Below are 16,496 nucleotides of genomic sequence, written 5' to 3'. Positions count from 1 at the left end.
ATTTTTACTTCAAAAGTGCTTTCATTACGCCGTAGTAACATTCTGTTACCTTGGTCAGCTGCTCTATCTCGATGTATTCGTCAACGGTGTGTGCAAGATTTTCTCTTGACGGACCGATTCCAAGGGTTTTAATACCTGCCTCTCCGGCATAGTGACTTCCGTTGGTGCAGAAGTTGTACTGAGTTATCATTGGGTCGAAGCCCATGCTCTTAAGCTCGTTGTAGGTGTCCTGAACAAAGGCTTCTTCCTTGTCGTAAAGCCATCCCGGGAAGAACCTTTCACCTGTTATATGGTTACCAGTGTGGCACAGTTCTTTCCCAACTGCATAGGATGCCTTAACCTTAAGCTGTGGATCAGCTGCCATCATTTCATCAAGTAGCTTATTTATTGGCTCCAGAACACTATCCATTGTTTCGCCAACAAGAAGTCTTCTGTCATAGGTCGCTCTGCAGTACTCAGGTACTACTGAAGCTCCGGGGTAGGGGCTTGATTTTACGTCTGTAAGCTCCAGGATCCCAGGTCCTAGTACGTCATGGTGAGTAGGCTCAAGGGTCCTGATCCTTTGGATAACCTCTGCCATTTTATATACTGCGTTTACTCCCTTTTCGGGATTTGCGGAGTGACAGGGGATTCCGAATGTCTCGATCACTATCTCTCCTCTTCCTCTTTGTCCTATTTTAATGTTAAGCTCAGATGCTTCACCAATAACTACATAGTCAGGCTTTACTCTTTCGCTTATTGCTCTTGCTGCAACTCCCTCGAAGCATTCCTCGTGGACTACTCCTGCTACATAGATTTCCCCTGCGAAGTCCTTGTTTGTGTCCTCTGCGAAGTTGGCTGCTGCACATGCCATTGCTGCTACTGCACCCTTCATGTCAGTTGTGCCTCTGCCGTAGATCCTTCCATTGCTTATCTCTGCTCCGAATGGAGGGTAAGTCCATTCATCTACATTTGATACCGGCACTGTATCGATGTGTCCGTCGAACACTATTTTCTTCCCAGGTCTGTTTCCCTTTATCTGGCCTATGATGTTTCCGTAATGATCTACTACAACATCATCAAAGCCCATTTTCTTGAAGTTCTCCTTAAGAACTTCAACTACCTTGTCCTCTTGACCTGAGTAGCTTTGGTTTCTAACAAGCTCCTGACAGAGAGCTATTACCTTTTCCTCTCTTTCCTTACTTAGCATCCTATTCACCCCTAAAATTGTTTTTTCTCGTAGCTTGGATACTTGCCGTTCCAAACTATATCCTGATAGCTTTTCTTGTCGGTGTCACCCTCTGTACTGAAGAACAGTACTCTTGATGACTCGTTCAATTGAAGCTTTTCTCTCATCCATGCAAGGTTTTCGTTTGTCATTATTTCTGCTACACAGCCTAGTGTTGCCGCTCCGCTTTCGCCGGAAATGACCTTCTCATCTCCCCTTGGAGGGTTGCCCATCATTCTCATTCCCTCTGCTGCAGTAAAATCAGGACATGATATGAAGAAGTCGGTGTAGTCCTTAAGTATCTCCCAGCCGATCGTGCAAGGCTCTCCGCAGGCAAGTCCAGCCATAATTGTGTCCATGTCTCCTGATACCACTCTGAGCTGTCCGTCGTTTGCCTCAGCAGTTCTATACAGACAGTCTGCCTTGTTTGGTTCAACTATAGTTATTATCGGTCTATCCTCTCCATAGATAGAGGAGAATAATCCTGTTATCGCTGCAGCCATGGAGCCTACTCCTGCCTGAAGGAAGATATGGGTCGGCTTCTCTTCGCCGATTGCTTTAAGCTGCTCGAATGCTTCATAGCCCATTGTGCTGTAGCCTTGGATGATCCAGGTGGGTATATCCTCGTAGCCTGCCCAAGCAGTATCCTGAACCATTACCCAGCCATTATCCTCTGCAATGCCGTTTGCTTTCCTAACAGCATCGTCGTAGTTTAGATCTGTTATGGAAGCATCTGCCCCTTCTGCTCTTATATTTTCAAGTCTTTCAAGGGAGCTTCCCTTTGGCATCAGAACAACTGATTTCTGCTTCAGCTGATTTGCAGTCCAGGCGACGCCTCTTCCGTGGTTTCCGTCTGTCGCTGTTACAAATACCATTTCACCAAGCTCTTCTCTGACAGCGTCGGATATCAGAACGTTGTATGGCATTTCTGTGATACTCTTACCTAGCTTTTTAGCAAGGTAGTTGCCGATCGCATAGCTTCCTCCAAGTACCTTGAAGGCATTTAGTCCGAATCTGTAGGACTCGTCCTTTACATAGATCCTTCCCAAACCAAGCTCACCGGCAAGATTTTTCATGTCTCTTAGAGGTGTCTCTGAGTACATGGGAAAGCTTTTGTGAAAGTCCATGACTTCCTTTGATACCTTTTCACTTAGAATTTCAAGAGAGCTCTTCTCCCCTGTCTTTCTTTCAAACTGTACTATTTTAAAGGTTTCCTTCATTTGCCTCCTCCTTATAATGTTCTGAGGATATTAAATCCATCTATGCCATATATAAAAGCAAGTTCCGTGCCAACATCGTTAAGCTTTTGTTTTTTATGAAAACATTTGCAGGATCATTATTATGATTTGCCTTTATTTCAATGTTTACCACAGCAAAAATAAATCAGGCACCGATAATTTTTAAATTATCAGCGCCTGATTTTAAATCTGATGAAGGATTAATCAACAAAAAATTGGAGATATTTCATTCTCAATTCTAGAATTGATTTCTCAATTTGAGAAAATCCGATGCCTCTATTTCAAATAATCTCCTGTAGTAGGTGGCAAGACTTATACCCAGGCTCTCAGCAGCCTGCTTCTTCCCTTCTGTGGAGTCGCCATAAAGCCTCGAAGCCTTAAGTATCTCCCTGTATTCCAGCTCCTTTAGCGGGGTTATGCTCTCTGTATCCTCAGTTGGATACACTGCCTCTCTGTTGTCATTGAAGAAGTCCATTGGCAGTGTGTTATCTCTTATTACTCCATCCCGATCCATCATATTGACCATAAACTCGATTGTATTTTCAAGCTCTCGAACGTTTCCTTCCCAGCTGTGTACCTTCAGCTTGTTCATTGTTGAGGTTTCTATCCTCGAAAACGGCTTATTTAGGAGCTTGCTGTACCTTGCTATGAAGTAGTTTGCCAGGTCTTCTATATCCTCAGTTCTTTCCCTCAAAGGCTTTATTTGCAAAGGAATTACATTGAGCCTGTAATAAAGATCCTCCCTGAACTTCTTCTGCTGCATCATCTGTTTAAGGTCCTTATTGGTAGCTGCGATCACTCGTATGTCAACCGGGATCAACTGGTTCGATCCTATTCTCGTGATGGTCTTTTCCTGTAGGACTCTTAATATCTTAGCTTGAAGGTAGATCGGCATGTCTCCTATCTCATCCAGGAATATTACACCTTGATTGGCAAGCTCGAATTTCCCGATCCTGCCCTTGGGATCCGCTCCGCTGAAGGCTCCCTTGACATAACCGAAAAGCTCGCTTTCGAGGAGTGCATCGGGTATGGCTGCACAGTTAACTGCAACGAATCTTTGGTCTCTCCTGTCGCTTTTTCTCCAGATGGCTGAAGCAACCATCTCCTTACCTGTCCCGCTTTCTCCTGTGATGAGGACAGTGGAGTTTGATTCAGCGATTTTTCCAATATTGTCTATAAGCGTAAGGGTTGCGTGACTCTTTCCGATTATATTTTTCGTCTCATAGCTTTTATGAAAGGAGGTTACGTCGTATAGATCTGAATGAACCGTCTTGATGCTCTTAAACACAAATATGCTTGTGTATTGGTCATCTCTAGTACCCAGGGGATAGATCTCGCCCATGGCGGGTACCTCAGCATCACCTATTTTAAGTATGAATTCTGATGAATTTATCAGCTTATCTCCTGTGCTTACTATCTCAAGGTTCAACCCTTCCAGCGATGTCATACCCAGCTGCTTTTTGGCGCTTTCGTTGCTGCCCCTTACTATCCCATTGTTGCCAACCATAAGTACACCCTGGTCCATGTGATTTATTATGCTGTCGAGGGTGGCAATTATGGAGGTCTTTATCTCCTTGTCCTTTTCCTCTATGGCCTTTGCCGCTATGAAGTTGGCCATCTGGCTTACGAATTCAAGGTAGAGAGTCTCTCTTTTTATAAGCATGTCTCTCTGTTCCGCAGTACTCCCAACGAGTCCTATTACGCCGATTATTTCATCCCTTACCTTAATAGGCATGGAGATCTCAACCGTCTCCTGGCAGTTGTTTCTGCTGGGGCAGTTGCAGCAAAGCGAGTCCTTGCCGGGGTCATAGATGACCTTGGTCTCCCCCGTAGAAAGGATATGCTTGTAGACGTAGCCTTCTGTCGACATGTCCTGGTTTATTTCACCTGCATATAGCCCGGTTCCTGCCACTCTGTAAAGTCTGTTGTCGACCACTTCAACGTCGACTCCTGAAACCTGTGCTATTACCTTTGCGTACTCCTGGATTGTATCCTGAATTGTTGTAAGCTGAAAGCTCATTATTATCATCCTTTATATGCTACTGATTCTTGTCGCCATTGATCGACGACTATATTATATTAGTTAATCAAAAAAGGTGCAAATAAAATCCCCGGATCGAATGATCCGGGGGATGGTATTTAATGTGCGTCTATGTACTCCTGAAGCTGCTCATGCCATTCGACTGTGTCATAGATCTGTGGCTCGGTTGATTCTCCAAGCATTAGGTCCAGGAGATGCCTTGGATTCTTGCCTCCGATGTGCATGGACTTTATGCAGGAAATGCAATATACGCACACGTCGTCACATGGCATCGATTTTGCCCTTTTGTGCATGTGTTCATGTATCTGGTCCAAGGGTAGGCTTGGGTAGAAATCATCACCGCAGCAAATGGAGCGGGTCCCATGGAATTCCGTTTCTACGATCTCAATGTTCATTTTGCCAAGTATGCTTCGCACTGCTTCATGGATCTGAGGCTTTTCTCTTATGGGGCAGGGGTCGTGTACGGACACTTTTAATCCACTGTGGTCCGGGTAGGGAAAATAGTCCAGCTCATCGATTATCTCATAAAGGGATTTAGTCGTTATGCCTTCATAGAGGCTTCGAAACCTTCTGTCGCAGCCGGCACAAACATTGATTATCATCGAGCCTTGTTCGAGCTGTGGATCATGATGGCAGCATATCTTGTGTAGCTCCACCTCTCCATAGTTGGTGTTTAGAAAATTAAGTATCCTGTTTTCCATCTCCGGCTTATAAATGCTTAAGCCACAGCCTGGGTTGAAATACGTCTTTGTCATCCAATAACCTCTCCCTTAAAGTTTTTATGTCCTATAGATTACTTGTTTTCTCTTTCAATCTTTAGCAGCTTTTCCTTTATTCCGATCCCACCTGCATAGCCTACAAGTGCTCCGTTTGCCCCGATCACTCTATGGCATGGAATAAGCACCATCAGCTTGTTCTTGTTGTTTGCCATGCCTATAGCTCTGGCACCCTTGGGATTTCCTATTGCCTCTGCGATCTGTTTGTAGCTTCGGTTCTCTCCATAGGGAATTCTTAAGAGCTCTTTCCAAACTTGTATTTGGAAAGGTGTGCCCTCATATACTATTGGTACATCAAAATACTTTCTTTTACCTAATAGGTATTCATCCAGTTCATGAGCTGCCGTATCACTTATACTTGTCCTATTTTGGTTTACGCCAACGGGAGCTTTTTCTCCGAATTGTAGTGTTCTGATTCCGGAATTGTTCGCACCTATCGTTACCGGTCCAAAGCTTGTATGGTATATGCTGAATGTGATCCCCTCATTTGAGGCATTAGCCATATTTCTGTACTCTCCCGGTGTCATATCGGTGAGCTTTCTAAAGAAGTTGAAGAAGGCCGATATGCTTTCAAAGCCCAAGGAGTATGCTATTTCAATGATCTGCTCGTCGGAATTTTTTAGCTTATCCTTTGCTGCCTCAAGTCGTAGAGCATTGGAATATTCGTTAATCGTCTTTCCGTATTGCTTTTTGCATATCTGTGAAAGTCTTTGCCTTGAGAACCCAAGGGATCTAAGATTATCCTCCAGCTGCTCCTTATTGGGTCCGCTTGATTCAACTACTCTTTTGATCTCACCAGCCATTTCCGCCATAGGATCGTAATCATCAAGATCCGGCCTGCATCTTTTACAGGGTCTGAAGCCTGCCGAAATTGCTTCCTCTCTTGTGTCAAATGTCAGTACGTTTTCTCTTGAGGGCTGCTTTGAGCTGCAGGAGGGCTTGCAAAATATTCCGGTTGTCTTTACTGCGTAGTAGAACATTCCATCTGCTTCCTTATTGTTGCTTATTATGGCTTCCCATTTTTCTTTGTCGTCCATTCCTGCACCTCCTCATTTGTATCGTCTACTTAATATTACAGATTAATTATACGTGATTTATGGATTAATTTCTTTCTGTTTTTAAACATTCAATTTATTTTTATTGTTCCTCAAAATTTCCTTGACATATTGCTTATTGTTACTTATTATGTATTTATAAGGAATTATAGGGAATATAAAGGAGTGGTTAGAATGATTGAAACGTATTATTCAGTAGAGCAGGTTGCATCTCTGATAAATATGCATCCTAAGACGATTCAAAGGTATATCAGGGAAGGAAAGCTTAAGGCTCAAAAGGTAGGGAAGGCATGGAGGGTAACCGGACATGATCTGAGTGTTTTTGTCGAAGGTACCGATGGAGTTATTGAGACGACTGCTTCACCAGGAATGCAGACAATAATCGAGGATTCCCTCAAGAAGACTAGGGTTTCCGCAGTGATAGACATACCTGTAAATAACGAGGCCGAGGCTGTTCAAACCATAAACTGGGTCATAGGTCTACTGCAGGCTAAGAATCCGGAGCATGGTCATACCTCGATGACCTCTCAGTATATTATGCCCGAAAATATAATCAGGGTCATGCTTTGGGGAAATCTTCAATTTATGAGTACTGTAATGAGTGTATTAGGGGATCTTGAGAAAAACTAAAAATTATTCCATCAAAAAGTCCCCTATTTGGGGACTTTTTGGTTTATTATTTACTTTCCTTCATCCTGACAAACTCTATTGCTTCCTTGCCTGTAATGTGTTCAACATCAACGGCAATTATATGCGAGGTGTTGCAGTCATGTATCTTCTCAAATTTCTCTTCCTCCGGCTGTGAGGCCGAGTATTTTTCAACGAGGTCCCTGAAAGCATTTATTCTTTCTTCGCCTTCTGCTATTCTTGCCTTGCCGAATGCTATTACGCTTCTGAAGTAAGTAGTATATTCAGCTCCTACAATTTGGTCCTCATCGACGACTGCAAAGGACACCTTCGGGTTTTTCATTATTGCGTCGATCTTATGGCCAGCCTTCGCTGAATGGATATATATCTTGCCATCAGAATATGTATAGCTTACTGGGACAGCGTAGGGGTAATCCTCGTCTCCCATACATGCTAGTATGCCATTTGTACATCTTTCCATGATTGCATTAACATCCTCTGTTGAAAGCAGCTGCTTTATCCTTCTCATTTTCCTGAACATTTTCTAGTGCCCCTCTTTCATGAAATTTAGTGATCGTATTACCTCTCAATGAATCTGATCGTAGCACTCCTGAAGCGCTTTACGATAGTTTTTTCTTCGTTCAGTTCTCTCGACTCAATAAATATATTTGATATAACCTCCCACATGAATACCCAGCCGCCAATGAATATCCCTTCTGTGATTATTTTGGTTATGAACAGATCGGATTTTATTGGGTTCAGATAAGCTATTAAGAAAAATATGATCGCAAGCACAAAGTATTTAAGCTCCTCCAGTCTTTCGTGTCTACGTTTTCTAGCGTTTTTTGAGAGCATATAGTCAAATTGATGCCCTAATGCACTTATAAGCTGCCTTTCCTTGGATTCATTCTTTAGTTCTCTTGGGATAGAAAACTCAAATATCAATGGAAACTTCCTTGGAATATCCTCGACTGAATCCCACAGGAAATCAAGGAACTCATCCTCAATGTCCCTAAGCTTAAATGGGGAAGGATCCCAGTCGTCAAATACGTCATTGTAGTCGTCCAAAGCCACAGGTATTATGAATGCCTGGTTTTCTTTGTCAAAAGCGTATCTTTCATATGTTTCCTTTTGTCTCATTTTAACACGTATAATCCAATTAACCTCTTTAATAGAGGGGGTTGGATTATTTCTCCTTTCTCCCAAATTATTTGGGGATTATCTATTACTCCGTTATTATAATGATAAAGCACTGTGGATTTGTTTCTATTTTGCTACAGCTTTGACTGTTTTGAGGTGACTCAGACCACAGCTTTTCGTCTTCACTGGTAATTGGTTAGTTAACGCTTTGACGTTTGTATTTACGTGATTACATGGCCGGAAACCTTGTGGAAAACAACAGTGCTAAATATTATTAAAGGAGGTATTTCTAATGTTCTATGTCGGAATCGACATCTCTAAGTTCAAACACGACTGTTTCATTGTTACTGAAGCAGGCGAGGTTGTTTGTGATTCTTTTTCTATCAAGAACGATTCTGATGGATTTACAGAACTCTTATCTGTTCTAGATTCTCTTGATCCTAAAGAGAATGTAAGAATAGGGTTTGAATCTACTGGTCATTATGCTTTAAACCTGAAGTTGTTCCTCGAAAAAGCCCACTACAGCTTCATGGAATTTAACCCTGTTCTTCTCTCAAAGTTTAACAAGTCTCAGTCTTTAAGGCGTACCAAAACGGATGCAATTGATTCCATATCCATTGCCCGCTGGCTTATGACGGTTGATTACAAACCCTATCCAATAGGATTTTATCATACCTATGCGCTTAAGTCATTAACTCGTCTTCGTGACTCTCTTGTTAAACAGAGAAGCTTTTACATGGTCAAGATTACAAATGTCCTTGATCACGTCTTTCCTGAGTTTAAGCCATTTTTCAATAATCGGTTTAGCAAGACTGCTATCTACCTTTTAGATAATTATGGTTCTGCCAAAAGTATTGCTAATATGAATACTAGGTCCTATGATGCTTTACGCAGTATTTCCAGAGGAAAATTCTCTATGCAAAAATTTATAAAGCTAAAAGAATTGGCCAAGAATACCGTTGGCTGCGATCATGAACTTTTTACTTGCCAATTGAATAGTCTGCTATCTTTGTATAAACAATTAGCAAATGAGGTAGACTCTCTTGAAAGTCAAATTGAATCTTTAATCGTTGAAATTGATCCCAAAACTTTATCTATACCTGGGATTGGCCCTCTGTCAGCAGCTGTTATATATGCTGAATATGGTGATTTATCTAAATTTAATTCCCCTGCTCAGATGCTTTCTTTTGCTGGGCTTGAACCAGGTTATTATCAATCAGGGACGTCGGAACATGGTGGAGGTATGGTTAAAAGAGGTTCTTCTCATCTTCGCTACACCTTGATGAATCTGTGTATTCCATTGATTCAATACAACATGACATTTGCTGAGTACTACCACAAAAAGCGTAATGAAGGTAAATCACACCGTGTGGCATGTTCTCATCTTGTCAAGAAATTGATTCGAGTCATCTTTACTCTTGAAAAGAATGGAATTGATTTTGATCCAACAAAACTTCGCTGATTGTGTAGTGGCGATCAGTAACACTAAAGTCTGATTGCTTTTTGAAATGATCTATCAAAAGGCTTATTTGGTATGCCCATTTTTGTTTCATCATATTTCTAAAAAAAATCATTGACTTTTAATAGTTAGTCACCTCGTTTAATGCACCAAATCTATTTTCCAATTCTCCATGAGAATGAGTATAGCAAGTTCTTCGGAAGCTCCCCCTTAGGCTCTTCGAATTCAAACTCTCCCTTTAGTCCCTTTTCCCTTGCTGCCAGATCAAAATGTGCCGCTGCTATTCCAATGTCTATTTTCTGTATGTCGTAGGTAAAACGGTCACTGTAGCCCGGCTCCTTATCCTCGTAGAAATGGAATGCTCCGTCTCTCAGAACGATCCTCCAGGACTGCTTGTTAGATGCTGAAGGCCCAAGGCGAAGCATTTCCAATGGGAATGCAAATTCCCCTGCCTGATCCTCGCTCAAAGGTGAGTTAAGGTCATTTTCAAAAAATATCTTGCTCCAATCTACCCGTTGATCTGCCTTTATCAGTGTCCTCATAGCCACTTCCTTGATATGCTTCTTCTCTGCTGGATAGCCATAGGGTGTTATAGCGGGGAACAGCTCCCCCTTATCTACCTTCATGGCAGTCGCAAAGCTCTCCCTGTCAAAGGTTCCTCCAAGCCAGCACGTACCAAGTCCCTTACTTGCCAGGTAAAGCATAAGCACCTCCATCTCATAGCCTAAAGCCTCCAGGGCAAGAGGTTCATCCTTTATAGTTGTGCCTATATATCTATTAGCTCCCTTGATGACTCCGTAGGTTCCAAGCTTTTGATTTTCCTCGGGATTTGCATTGTCAAGGTAGTGGAATGTTACCTTGGGTCCAAAGGGATTGGAAAGGTCATCGATAAACTCTTTTATGGACTCCATAGTTTCTTCACTGATCTCAATATCAGAATAATTTCTTACGCTGTATCTCTTTCTGACTGCTTCCTCGATATTAAAGCCTATTTTCATTAGCAATACTCCTTTCACGGGAGATTTATACCCAAATTACACACTTTATCTTATCATAGTGTTGAAAAAAAGCCAACACCTGGGGTAGGTGCTGGCATGATGTAGTAGATTTCAGTTATATTTTCATGGCAATCAATGCAGCACCGATCGATCCTGCGTACCTTGCCATTGAGTTTGTTTTTACCGGGGTTCCAATCTTCTCGGATAGTAAATGGACAAAAGGCTCAATTTCACAAAGGCCTCCAGTAAGAAATACTGGGTCTTTAGCCCCGTGTTTGTGGAGCAATGCATACACTCTGCCGGTGATCGAATTTACTATTCCCCTTGCTATGCTTTCTCTCTTCGTTCCCGCTCCAATAAGTGATATAACCTCCGATTCTGCAAAAACAGTGCACATACTTGTAATTGCGATGTTTTCACCTTCAAGCGCCATACGGGCAAGCTCCTCTATCCCAACTCCCAGGGTGTTTGACATCAGCTCGAGGAATTTACCAGTTCCAGCAGCGCATTTGTCATTCATTACGAAATCAGCTACCTTCCCATCTACCAGTGTTATGATTTTTGTATCCTGACCCCCTATGTCTATTACCGTCGCGTTTTTCCCAAACAGATAGGTTGTTCCAGCACCGTGGCAGGTTATTTCTGTAACCGTCTTATCTGCATAAGGAACCGAGATCCTTCCATAGCCCGTCGCAACTACCTTTGAGGAGCTTAGGTCAACTCCGCCCTTCTCAAGTCTTGTTCTAATTGCCTTGGCCGTTTCCACGCTGCTCCATCCGGTTGGCAGGGCATAGTTGTCAACTAAGGCGTTGTCGTTAAATACTGTTACCTTTGCTGCAGTTGATCCAATATCTATACCAATGTAATTCATTTCCTTCTTCCTTAATTAAACCAGGCTACGGCTGTCCAGGGTTTCCAGGAAGGCTTCAACCCTGACCTTGACTTGGCCTGTGTCTGAATCTGAGTAATCTGTCTCTATTTGTATGAAAGGAAGTCCCAGCTCTTCCTGAACGAATTTCTTGACTGTGTATGATTCTATGTTGTAGGTGTGGCATGCCTGCCAGGTCAAATCTACAACCCCGTCTACCTTATACTCGTCTACCATTCTGCGAATAAGGTCAAGTCTTCCATTATTGTTGGTCATGCATGAGCAGGGCGTTGATAAATACTTTTCAGCAAGTGCCGTTATTGGGTCCTTATCCTCATCCACCATTACATCAAGACCTTTGTAGCCTGTGCAGTTTTCAAATGCCACTACAGAAGCCCCTGCCTCTTCAAGTGCCTTAAGTACCTTGTCTGAGCCCACGCCTATAGGAGTGCCGGTAAGAAGTATTCTTGGTGCTTTTTCATCAAATGCATAGATGCCTTTTTCTACTCTGTCCTCAACCTCAGCAATCAATCTTTCAATAAGCTCTATCCCGGCTTCCTTGTCTACATTGAAGCCTTTCAGCCATTGAGCCTTCATCATGTCTGTACCAGCAAGTGGTGCTGGTTTGTGAGCATTCAGCTTATGGAGCCTCTTCATTACATTTCTTTCTCTGTTCATAAGTCTGATCGCATCTCTTAGCTTCTCATCTGTTATTTTCGTATTGAATTGATTCTCAAGGAATCCTTTGAACTTCACCATTTCTCTTTTCCAGAATTCAAGTGAATCCTCGTCATTAGCTGTTTGAGGCAAATTCATTACGTGCATTGGCTTTAGCTTGCCCATAAGCTCATACATTTTTTTCTTACCATCGCAGGTAGTCTCAGCCAACAAAACATCTGAAAAATAGAAGTACGGGCATTTGTCTGTGATCGCAAATCCATAGCTTGACTTGATCAGCGGGCAAAGGTTTCTTGGCAGCTCCTTCTCTGCTTCCTCGATTGGGTCCTGAGAGGTTCCGCATAAGCTTACAGATATGGCGTCTGCAGCCAGAGCAATCTCTGATGGTGAGAATATACAGTACATGCCGACTATCTTTCTTCCTTGTTCATGCGCTTCTTTTACTTTAACTGAGTTGACTCCTCGCAGTGCTTCTACTTCTTCCATTACTATTGGTCTCATTTGATCTCTCCTTTTAACATTATGTATAAAGGGTACCACAATAAATTTCGTGCATGAAATTCGATTATTTAATAGATAATGGTTATTTATAAATATTCATCGGGTGTTCCCTTTATGGAACGGATCTGAATTTAATGTGGCAAAATAATATTGAGCGGGTATACTATTAATGTGCTAATACAAAAAATTTGATGATATAAAGTCGTTCTTCTTCAGGTTATTCGCTGACGGATTTTGAAAGGATGGAAAAATGAACACAAAATTTGAGGATACTAATAAGGAAAAAATACTAAAATTGACGGTTATGTCTTTGGCTGAAAAAGTAAAGGGTCAGGGAGTAGGTTCGGCATTCCATGAGCAATATGATCTGATAAGAAAAGTGATGGGGGATCGTGTCGATATAAGGTTGAATACGTTTGGTTGCGGAGAGGTCACGCACTATCATACGATCAATTTCAGATTCTACTTGCATGCGCTGCTCCACAGGAATAGAACTGTACGTGTCGCTTCAGTACATTTTATACCTGAGACCATGGAAGGGAGTATAGATCTGCCTTGGTTTATGAAAAAGGTTTTTTATAGATACATTATCAGATTTTACAAATCAATGGATCATTTGGTCACTGTTAATCCGGTTTTTATAGATAAACTTGTTGAGCTTGGGATAAAGCGGGAGAGAATTGAATACATACCAAATTTCGTTTCCATGGATCAATTCTATAAAATGAGTCAGGATCAAAAATTGGATACAAGGATCAGATACGGCTATTCCATGGATGATTTTGTAGTATTGGGTGTTGGGCAGATACAGACTAGAAAGGGCATAATGGATTTCATAGAAACTGCAAAGAAAGTTCCAGACATTAAATTTATTTGGGCAGGAGGGTTTTCCTTTGGCAAAATAACCGATGGATATGACATGTTAAAGGAGATTGTAGAAAATCCCCCTGAAAACGTTAAGTTTATAGGTATAGTGGATCGAAATGAAATGAATGATGTTTATAATATAGCTGATGTTCTATTCCTTCCGTCCTATAACGAGCTTTTCCCAATGACAATACTTGAGGCTATGAGTGTCCAGTTGCCTATATTACTAAGATCCCTAACCGTATATGAGGATATTCTGTTTGATTATTATTTACACGCAGATGACAATGACGGCTTTGCTCAATTGATTCAAAAATTATCTTCCGATCGAAGCTTCTATGACTTTTGGTCGTCTCAATCAAAAAAAGGCTCCCTATATTACAACAGCGAGTCCATAGGCTTAAAATGGCAAAGCTTTTATTATAGAATGTTTGAACTGAAAGGTAGTATGCGATATGATAATGACCCCAAAACAATTAATTAAATTCCTCCTACCGTGGATTTTTCTGATTATCTTGTTGATTTATATAATTTCAACGGATAATATGGCTAATGTGGTCGATGCTCTTAGAAACATAAATCCAATATTCCTGTTTATCAGCTTAGTGCTGATAATAGGATATTGGATCTCTGAAGCCTCTATTCTGCGGATTTTATTGAAGGATTCTGCAGAAAAGTTGAGCTTTAAGAGGATACTCAGCATCACATTAGCCGGTCAATTTTTCAACGGTATAACGCCCTTTGCTTCCGGAGGTCAGCCTGCACAGCTGTACTTGCTGCATAAATATAAAGTCTCTGTAGGTAAGGGTGCTTCTGTGTTAACCAAAAAATTCATTGCTTATCAAGCTGCTCTCGTGTTGTATGGGTCTGCGGTGCTGTTGTTTATGTCCGGATTTTTCAAGGAACATATCTCAAACTTCATTTATTTGGGTATCATCGGATTTTTGGTAAATCTGGCTGTGATCCTGATGCTTGTTTTGGTTGCTGTGAGTCCGCGGACTATTAAAAAAATTATCATTTCTATCACAAGAGCCCTAAGAAAGCGTATGAATTACTTGAGAGTGACGCGAAAATCCATCGGGATCATAAGAAGCGTCGATTTATTTCATACCCACATGAAGGATGCAGGAAAGGAAATGGGCTCTCTAGGAATAGCCTTTACTTTATCTCTGGTCCAATTGACCTTGTTTTTCCTGATCCCGATCACAATTGGATTGGGGTTCCAATTGACATTCAGCTCTTTGTTAAACGTTATTGGTGCCTCTGCTTTTGTATCCATGGTGACGGCATTCATCCCATTGCCTGGAGCAGCCATAGGTGCTGAGGGCAGTTTTTATATGGTATTTAGAATATTTTACCCGGCTAATATCATAATCACTGCACTGCTTCTGTGGAGGGTAATTACCTATTATTTGCCTATCGCAATTGGAGGTATTGTGGTGATTGCTGATGGTGGAAAGTAGAAGTGCTTTTCTTAGTCCTCAGTAAGCTAATTCTTGACTAAAAACCCCCTTCAAAGACAGAGCGCCGGTAGAAACATCGCCAGTCCGAGGGCAACTATAAATGATCCTGCTATAATTGCAAGTAAAAACCCTGTGGGCTTTGGTGCTTCCTTTTTCTTCAGCAATACGATGATACCTATGGCTGAAGCAACAACCATAGAATATGGGATCCAGTTTATTATTACCTCCTCCAGGAATATGATCATAAATATAAGTGATAGAGCTATAACTGTAAGCCTAAGTATGTTTTTTACTTAAATCAAACTTCCCCACAAAAAACACTCCCACAAATAAATACTCTTCCCTTGTAAATATTTTACATTTTACTTATACCCCTTTTATGGAATATATTGAATCAAATGCTTAAGGCTGCAGCGGTTGCTGCAGCCTGATAGCTGAAGTGAATTAATAAACTACCTTTCCAAGAGCCGAAAGAACAAGCTCACTTGCAAGCTTTGCGGTCTTGTTTGAAATATCAAGAATTGGATTAACCTCTACCATATCCATCGAAAGAAGCTTGCCTGATTCATGAAGCATTTCTACTGCGAGGAATGCTTCTCTTATGGTCAATCCGCTGTGGACCTTTGTTCCTGTTCCAGGTGCTGCTTCCGGTGTAAGTGAGTCTATATCGAAGCTTAAGTGGATGCCATCAGTACCATTTGATGCAATTTCAATGGCTCTTTTCATTACTTCCTGCATTCCAAGCTTATCGATAGTGTCTATTGCGAATACATTCAGGCCTGCAGCCTTCATTTTCTTCGCTTCCTCGGCGTCTATATCTCTTCCTCCGATTTGCACGCATTTGGTTACATCTGCATAAACAGGTCCTTGTCCGTAGTCTACCATAACATCCGGGCCGTGTCCGCATACAGCTGAGAATGACATGCCATGCATGTTTCCGGTTTCAGTGATCTTATCGTCATTCCAGTCACCGTGGGCATCTATCCAAATGACGCCAACCTTGCCCTTGTGGTGCTTAAGAGTCGCTGAAATGCTTCCCGCTGCCAGGCTGTGATCTCCACCTATAGCTATTGGAAAGGCTTCCTGCTCCAGTGATATAAGGGTGCTTTCATAAAGTGATTTGCATGTTGATATTACTGACTCATGGTTTCTAAGCTTTTCGGAGCTTGCCCCTCCCTTGGGTTGGATTATGTCTCCCTTATCCTCCAGCTCATACCCAAGCTTTCTTATTCCCTCACAGATCCCGGCGATCCTTATTGCCACCGGTCCAATGGATGCACCTACCTTGGATGCCCCGCAGTCGACCTGCACTCCTATCAAATCCACTTTCTTTTTCATACCCCACGCTCCTTATAATCAACTATACTTCCCTGCAATCAAAATACTACACAAGATTACATTTTTTTGCAAGTCACCGATTTACTATGTTGTATTGATATAGATGCCCAGAAATCAATATCAGCAATCTCTAATGAAATCGATCCGAAGTCTTGATATTAAAATTGTTGCTCAGAAATATTATAATGGGTATCAATACTTCGTCAATATAAAGTATTAAACCAATCCAATAAAGGAGGG

16 protein-coding genes are annotated in these 16,496 nt (G+C 41.7%); 4 read left to right on the top strand and 12 right to left on the bottom strand.

All coding sequences use genetic code 11. The annotated features are described in order from the left end of the window. Positions 1-4: 4 nt before the first annotated feature. The 5 genes from EC328_RS00500 to EC328_RS00480 form a co-directional block, all read right to left on the bottom strand. Positions 5-1,189, bottom strand: a complete 1,185-nt coding sequence (locus EC328_RS00500) for a YgeY family selenium metabolism-linked hydrolase (protein ID WP_128424979.1) — start codon at positions 1,187-1,189, stop codon at positions 5-7. Between the two features lie 11 nt (positions 1,190-1,200). After that, on the bottom strand, positions 1,201-2,427 hold the full coding sequence (dpaL, locus tag EC328_RS00495) for a diaminopropionate ammonia-lyase (protein ID WP_128424978.1): 1,227 nt from the start codon (positions 2,425-2,427) through the stop codon (positions 1,201-1,203). A 256-nt stretch (positions 2,428-2,683) separates the two neighbouring features. Next, complete coding sequence (locus EC328_RS00490) at positions 2,684-4,465, bottom strand: sigma-54 interaction domain-containing protein (protein WP_128424977.1); 1,782 nt, start codon at positions 4,463-4,465, stop codon at positions 2,684-2,686. Between the two features lie 119 nt (positions 4,466-4,584). Beyond that, entirely contained in the window at positions 4,585-5,241 is a 657-nt protein-coding gene (locus EC328_RS00485; RefSeq protein WP_128424976.1) for a heterodisulfide reductase-related iron-sulfur binding cluster, read from the bottom strand. 38 nt (positions 5,242-5,279) lie between these two features. Further along, entirely contained in the window at positions 5,280-6,299 is a 1,020-nt protein-coding gene (locus tag EC328_RS00480; RefSeq protein WP_128424975.1) for a bifunctional transcriptional activator/DNA repair enzyme AdaA, read from the bottom strand. A 192-nt stretch (positions 6,300-6,491) separates the two neighbouring features. Here EC328_RS00480 and EC328_RS00475 point away from each other — a divergent pair, with 192 nt between their 5' ends. Beyond that, on the top strand, positions 6,492-6,947 hold the full coding sequence (locus EC328_RS00475; RefSeq protein WP_128424974.1) for a helix-turn-helix domain-containing protein: 456 nt from the start codon (positions 6,492-6,494) through the stop codon (positions 6,945-6,947). Positions 6,948-6,993: 46 nt separating this feature from the next. Here the strand turns inward: EC328_RS00475 and EC328_RS00470 are convergent, their stop codons facing one another. Both EC328_RS00470 and EC328_RS00465 read right to left on the bottom strand, forming a co-directional pair. Then, positions 6,994-7,485, bottom strand: coding sequence for a pyridoxamine 5'-phosphate oxidase family protein (locus EC328_RS00470; RefSeq protein WP_128424973.1), 492 nt, complete (start codon positions 7,483-7,485; stop codon positions 6,994-6,996). 38 nt (positions 7,486-7,523) lie between these two features. Then, entirely contained in the window at positions 7,524-8,084 is a 561-nt protein-coding gene (locus EC328_RS00465; RefSeq protein WP_128424972.1) for a hypothetical protein, read from the bottom strand. Positions 8,085-8,376: 292 nt separating this feature from the next. On the opposite strand from EC328_RS00465, the gene EC328_RS00460 reads away from it, so the two are divergent. Then, a complete protein-coding gene (locus EC328_RS00460; protein ID WP_128424971.1) occupies positions 8,377-9,546 on the top strand; it encodes an IS110 family RNA-guided transposase in 1,170 nt (389 codons plus the stop codon). A 152-nt stretch (positions 9,547-9,698) separates the two neighbouring features. On the opposite strand, the gene EC328_RS00455 is transcribed toward EC328_RS00460, so the two are convergent. The 3 genes from EC328_RS00455 to EC328_RS00445 all read right to left on the bottom strand — a co-directional run bounded on the left by EC328_RS00455 (position 9,699) and on the right by EC328_RS00445 (position 12,588). Beyond that, positions 9,699-10,541, bottom strand: coding sequence for a nitroreductase family protein (locus EC328_RS00455; protein WP_128424970.1), 843 nt, complete (start codon positions 10,539-10,541; stop codon positions 9,699-9,701). 115 nt (positions 10,542-10,656) lie between these two features. Continuing rightward, positions 10,657-11,412 (bottom strand): acyl-CoA dehydratase activase, encoded by a 756-nt coding sequence (locus tag EC328_RS00450; protein ID WP_128424969.1) that lies wholly within the window; start codon positions 11,410-11,412, stop codon positions 10,657-10,659. 15 nt (positions 11,413-11,427) lie between these two features. Continuing rightward, positions 11,428-12,588, bottom strand: coding sequence for a double-cubane-cluster-containing anaerobic reductase (locus EC328_RS00445; RefSeq protein WP_128424968.1), 1,161 nt, complete (start codon positions 12,586-12,588; stop codon positions 11,428-11,430). A 250-nt stretch (positions 12,589-12,838) separates the two neighbouring features. Between EC328_RS00445 and EC328_RS00440 the strand changes: the two genes are divergently transcribed. Both EC328_RS00440 and EC328_RS00435 read left to right on the top strand, forming a co-directional pair. Next, positions 12,839-13,939, top strand: coding sequence for a glycosyltransferase family 4 protein (locus tag EC328_RS00440; protein ID WP_240671496.1), 1,101 nt, complete (start codon positions 12,839-12,841; stop codon positions 13,937-13,939). Then, on the top strand, positions 13,911-14,918 hold the full coding sequence (locus tag EC328_RS00435; protein WP_128424967.1) for a flippase-like domain-containing protein: 1,008 nt from the start codon (positions 13,911-13,913) through the stop codon (positions 14,916-14,918). Before EC328_RS00440 ends, EC328_RS00435 begins: the two co-directional genes overlap by 29 nt. 50 nt (positions 14,919-14,968) lie before the next feature. Here the strand turns inward: EC328_RS00435 and EC328_RS00430 are convergent, their stop codons facing one another. Both EC328_RS00430 and rocF read right to left on the bottom strand, forming a co-directional pair. Next, on the bottom strand, positions 14,969-15,163 hold the full coding sequence (locus EC328_RS00430; RefSeq protein ID WP_128424966.1) for a hypothetical protein: 195 nt from the start codon (positions 15,161-15,163) through the stop codon (positions 14,969-14,971). Positions 15,164-15,362: 199 nt separating this feature from the next. After that, positions 15,363-16,256 carry an arginase gene (rocF, locus tag EC328_RS00425; RefSeq protein ID WP_128424965.1) on the bottom strand — a complete coding sequence of 298 codons (894 nt, stop codon included), beginning with the start codon at positions 16,254-16,256 and terminating at the stop codon, positions 15,363-15,365. Positions 16,257-16,496 lie beyond the last annotated feature (240 nt).

The sequence above is a fragment of the Gudongella oleilytica genome (genome assembly GCF_004101785.1).
Classification (GTDB): Bacteria; Bacillota; Clostridia; order Tissierellales; family Tissierellaceae; genus Gudongella; species Gudongella oleilytica.
Note: the sequence above shows the minus strand (reverse complement) of the source record. Positions and strands in the feature narration are given on the sequence as shown.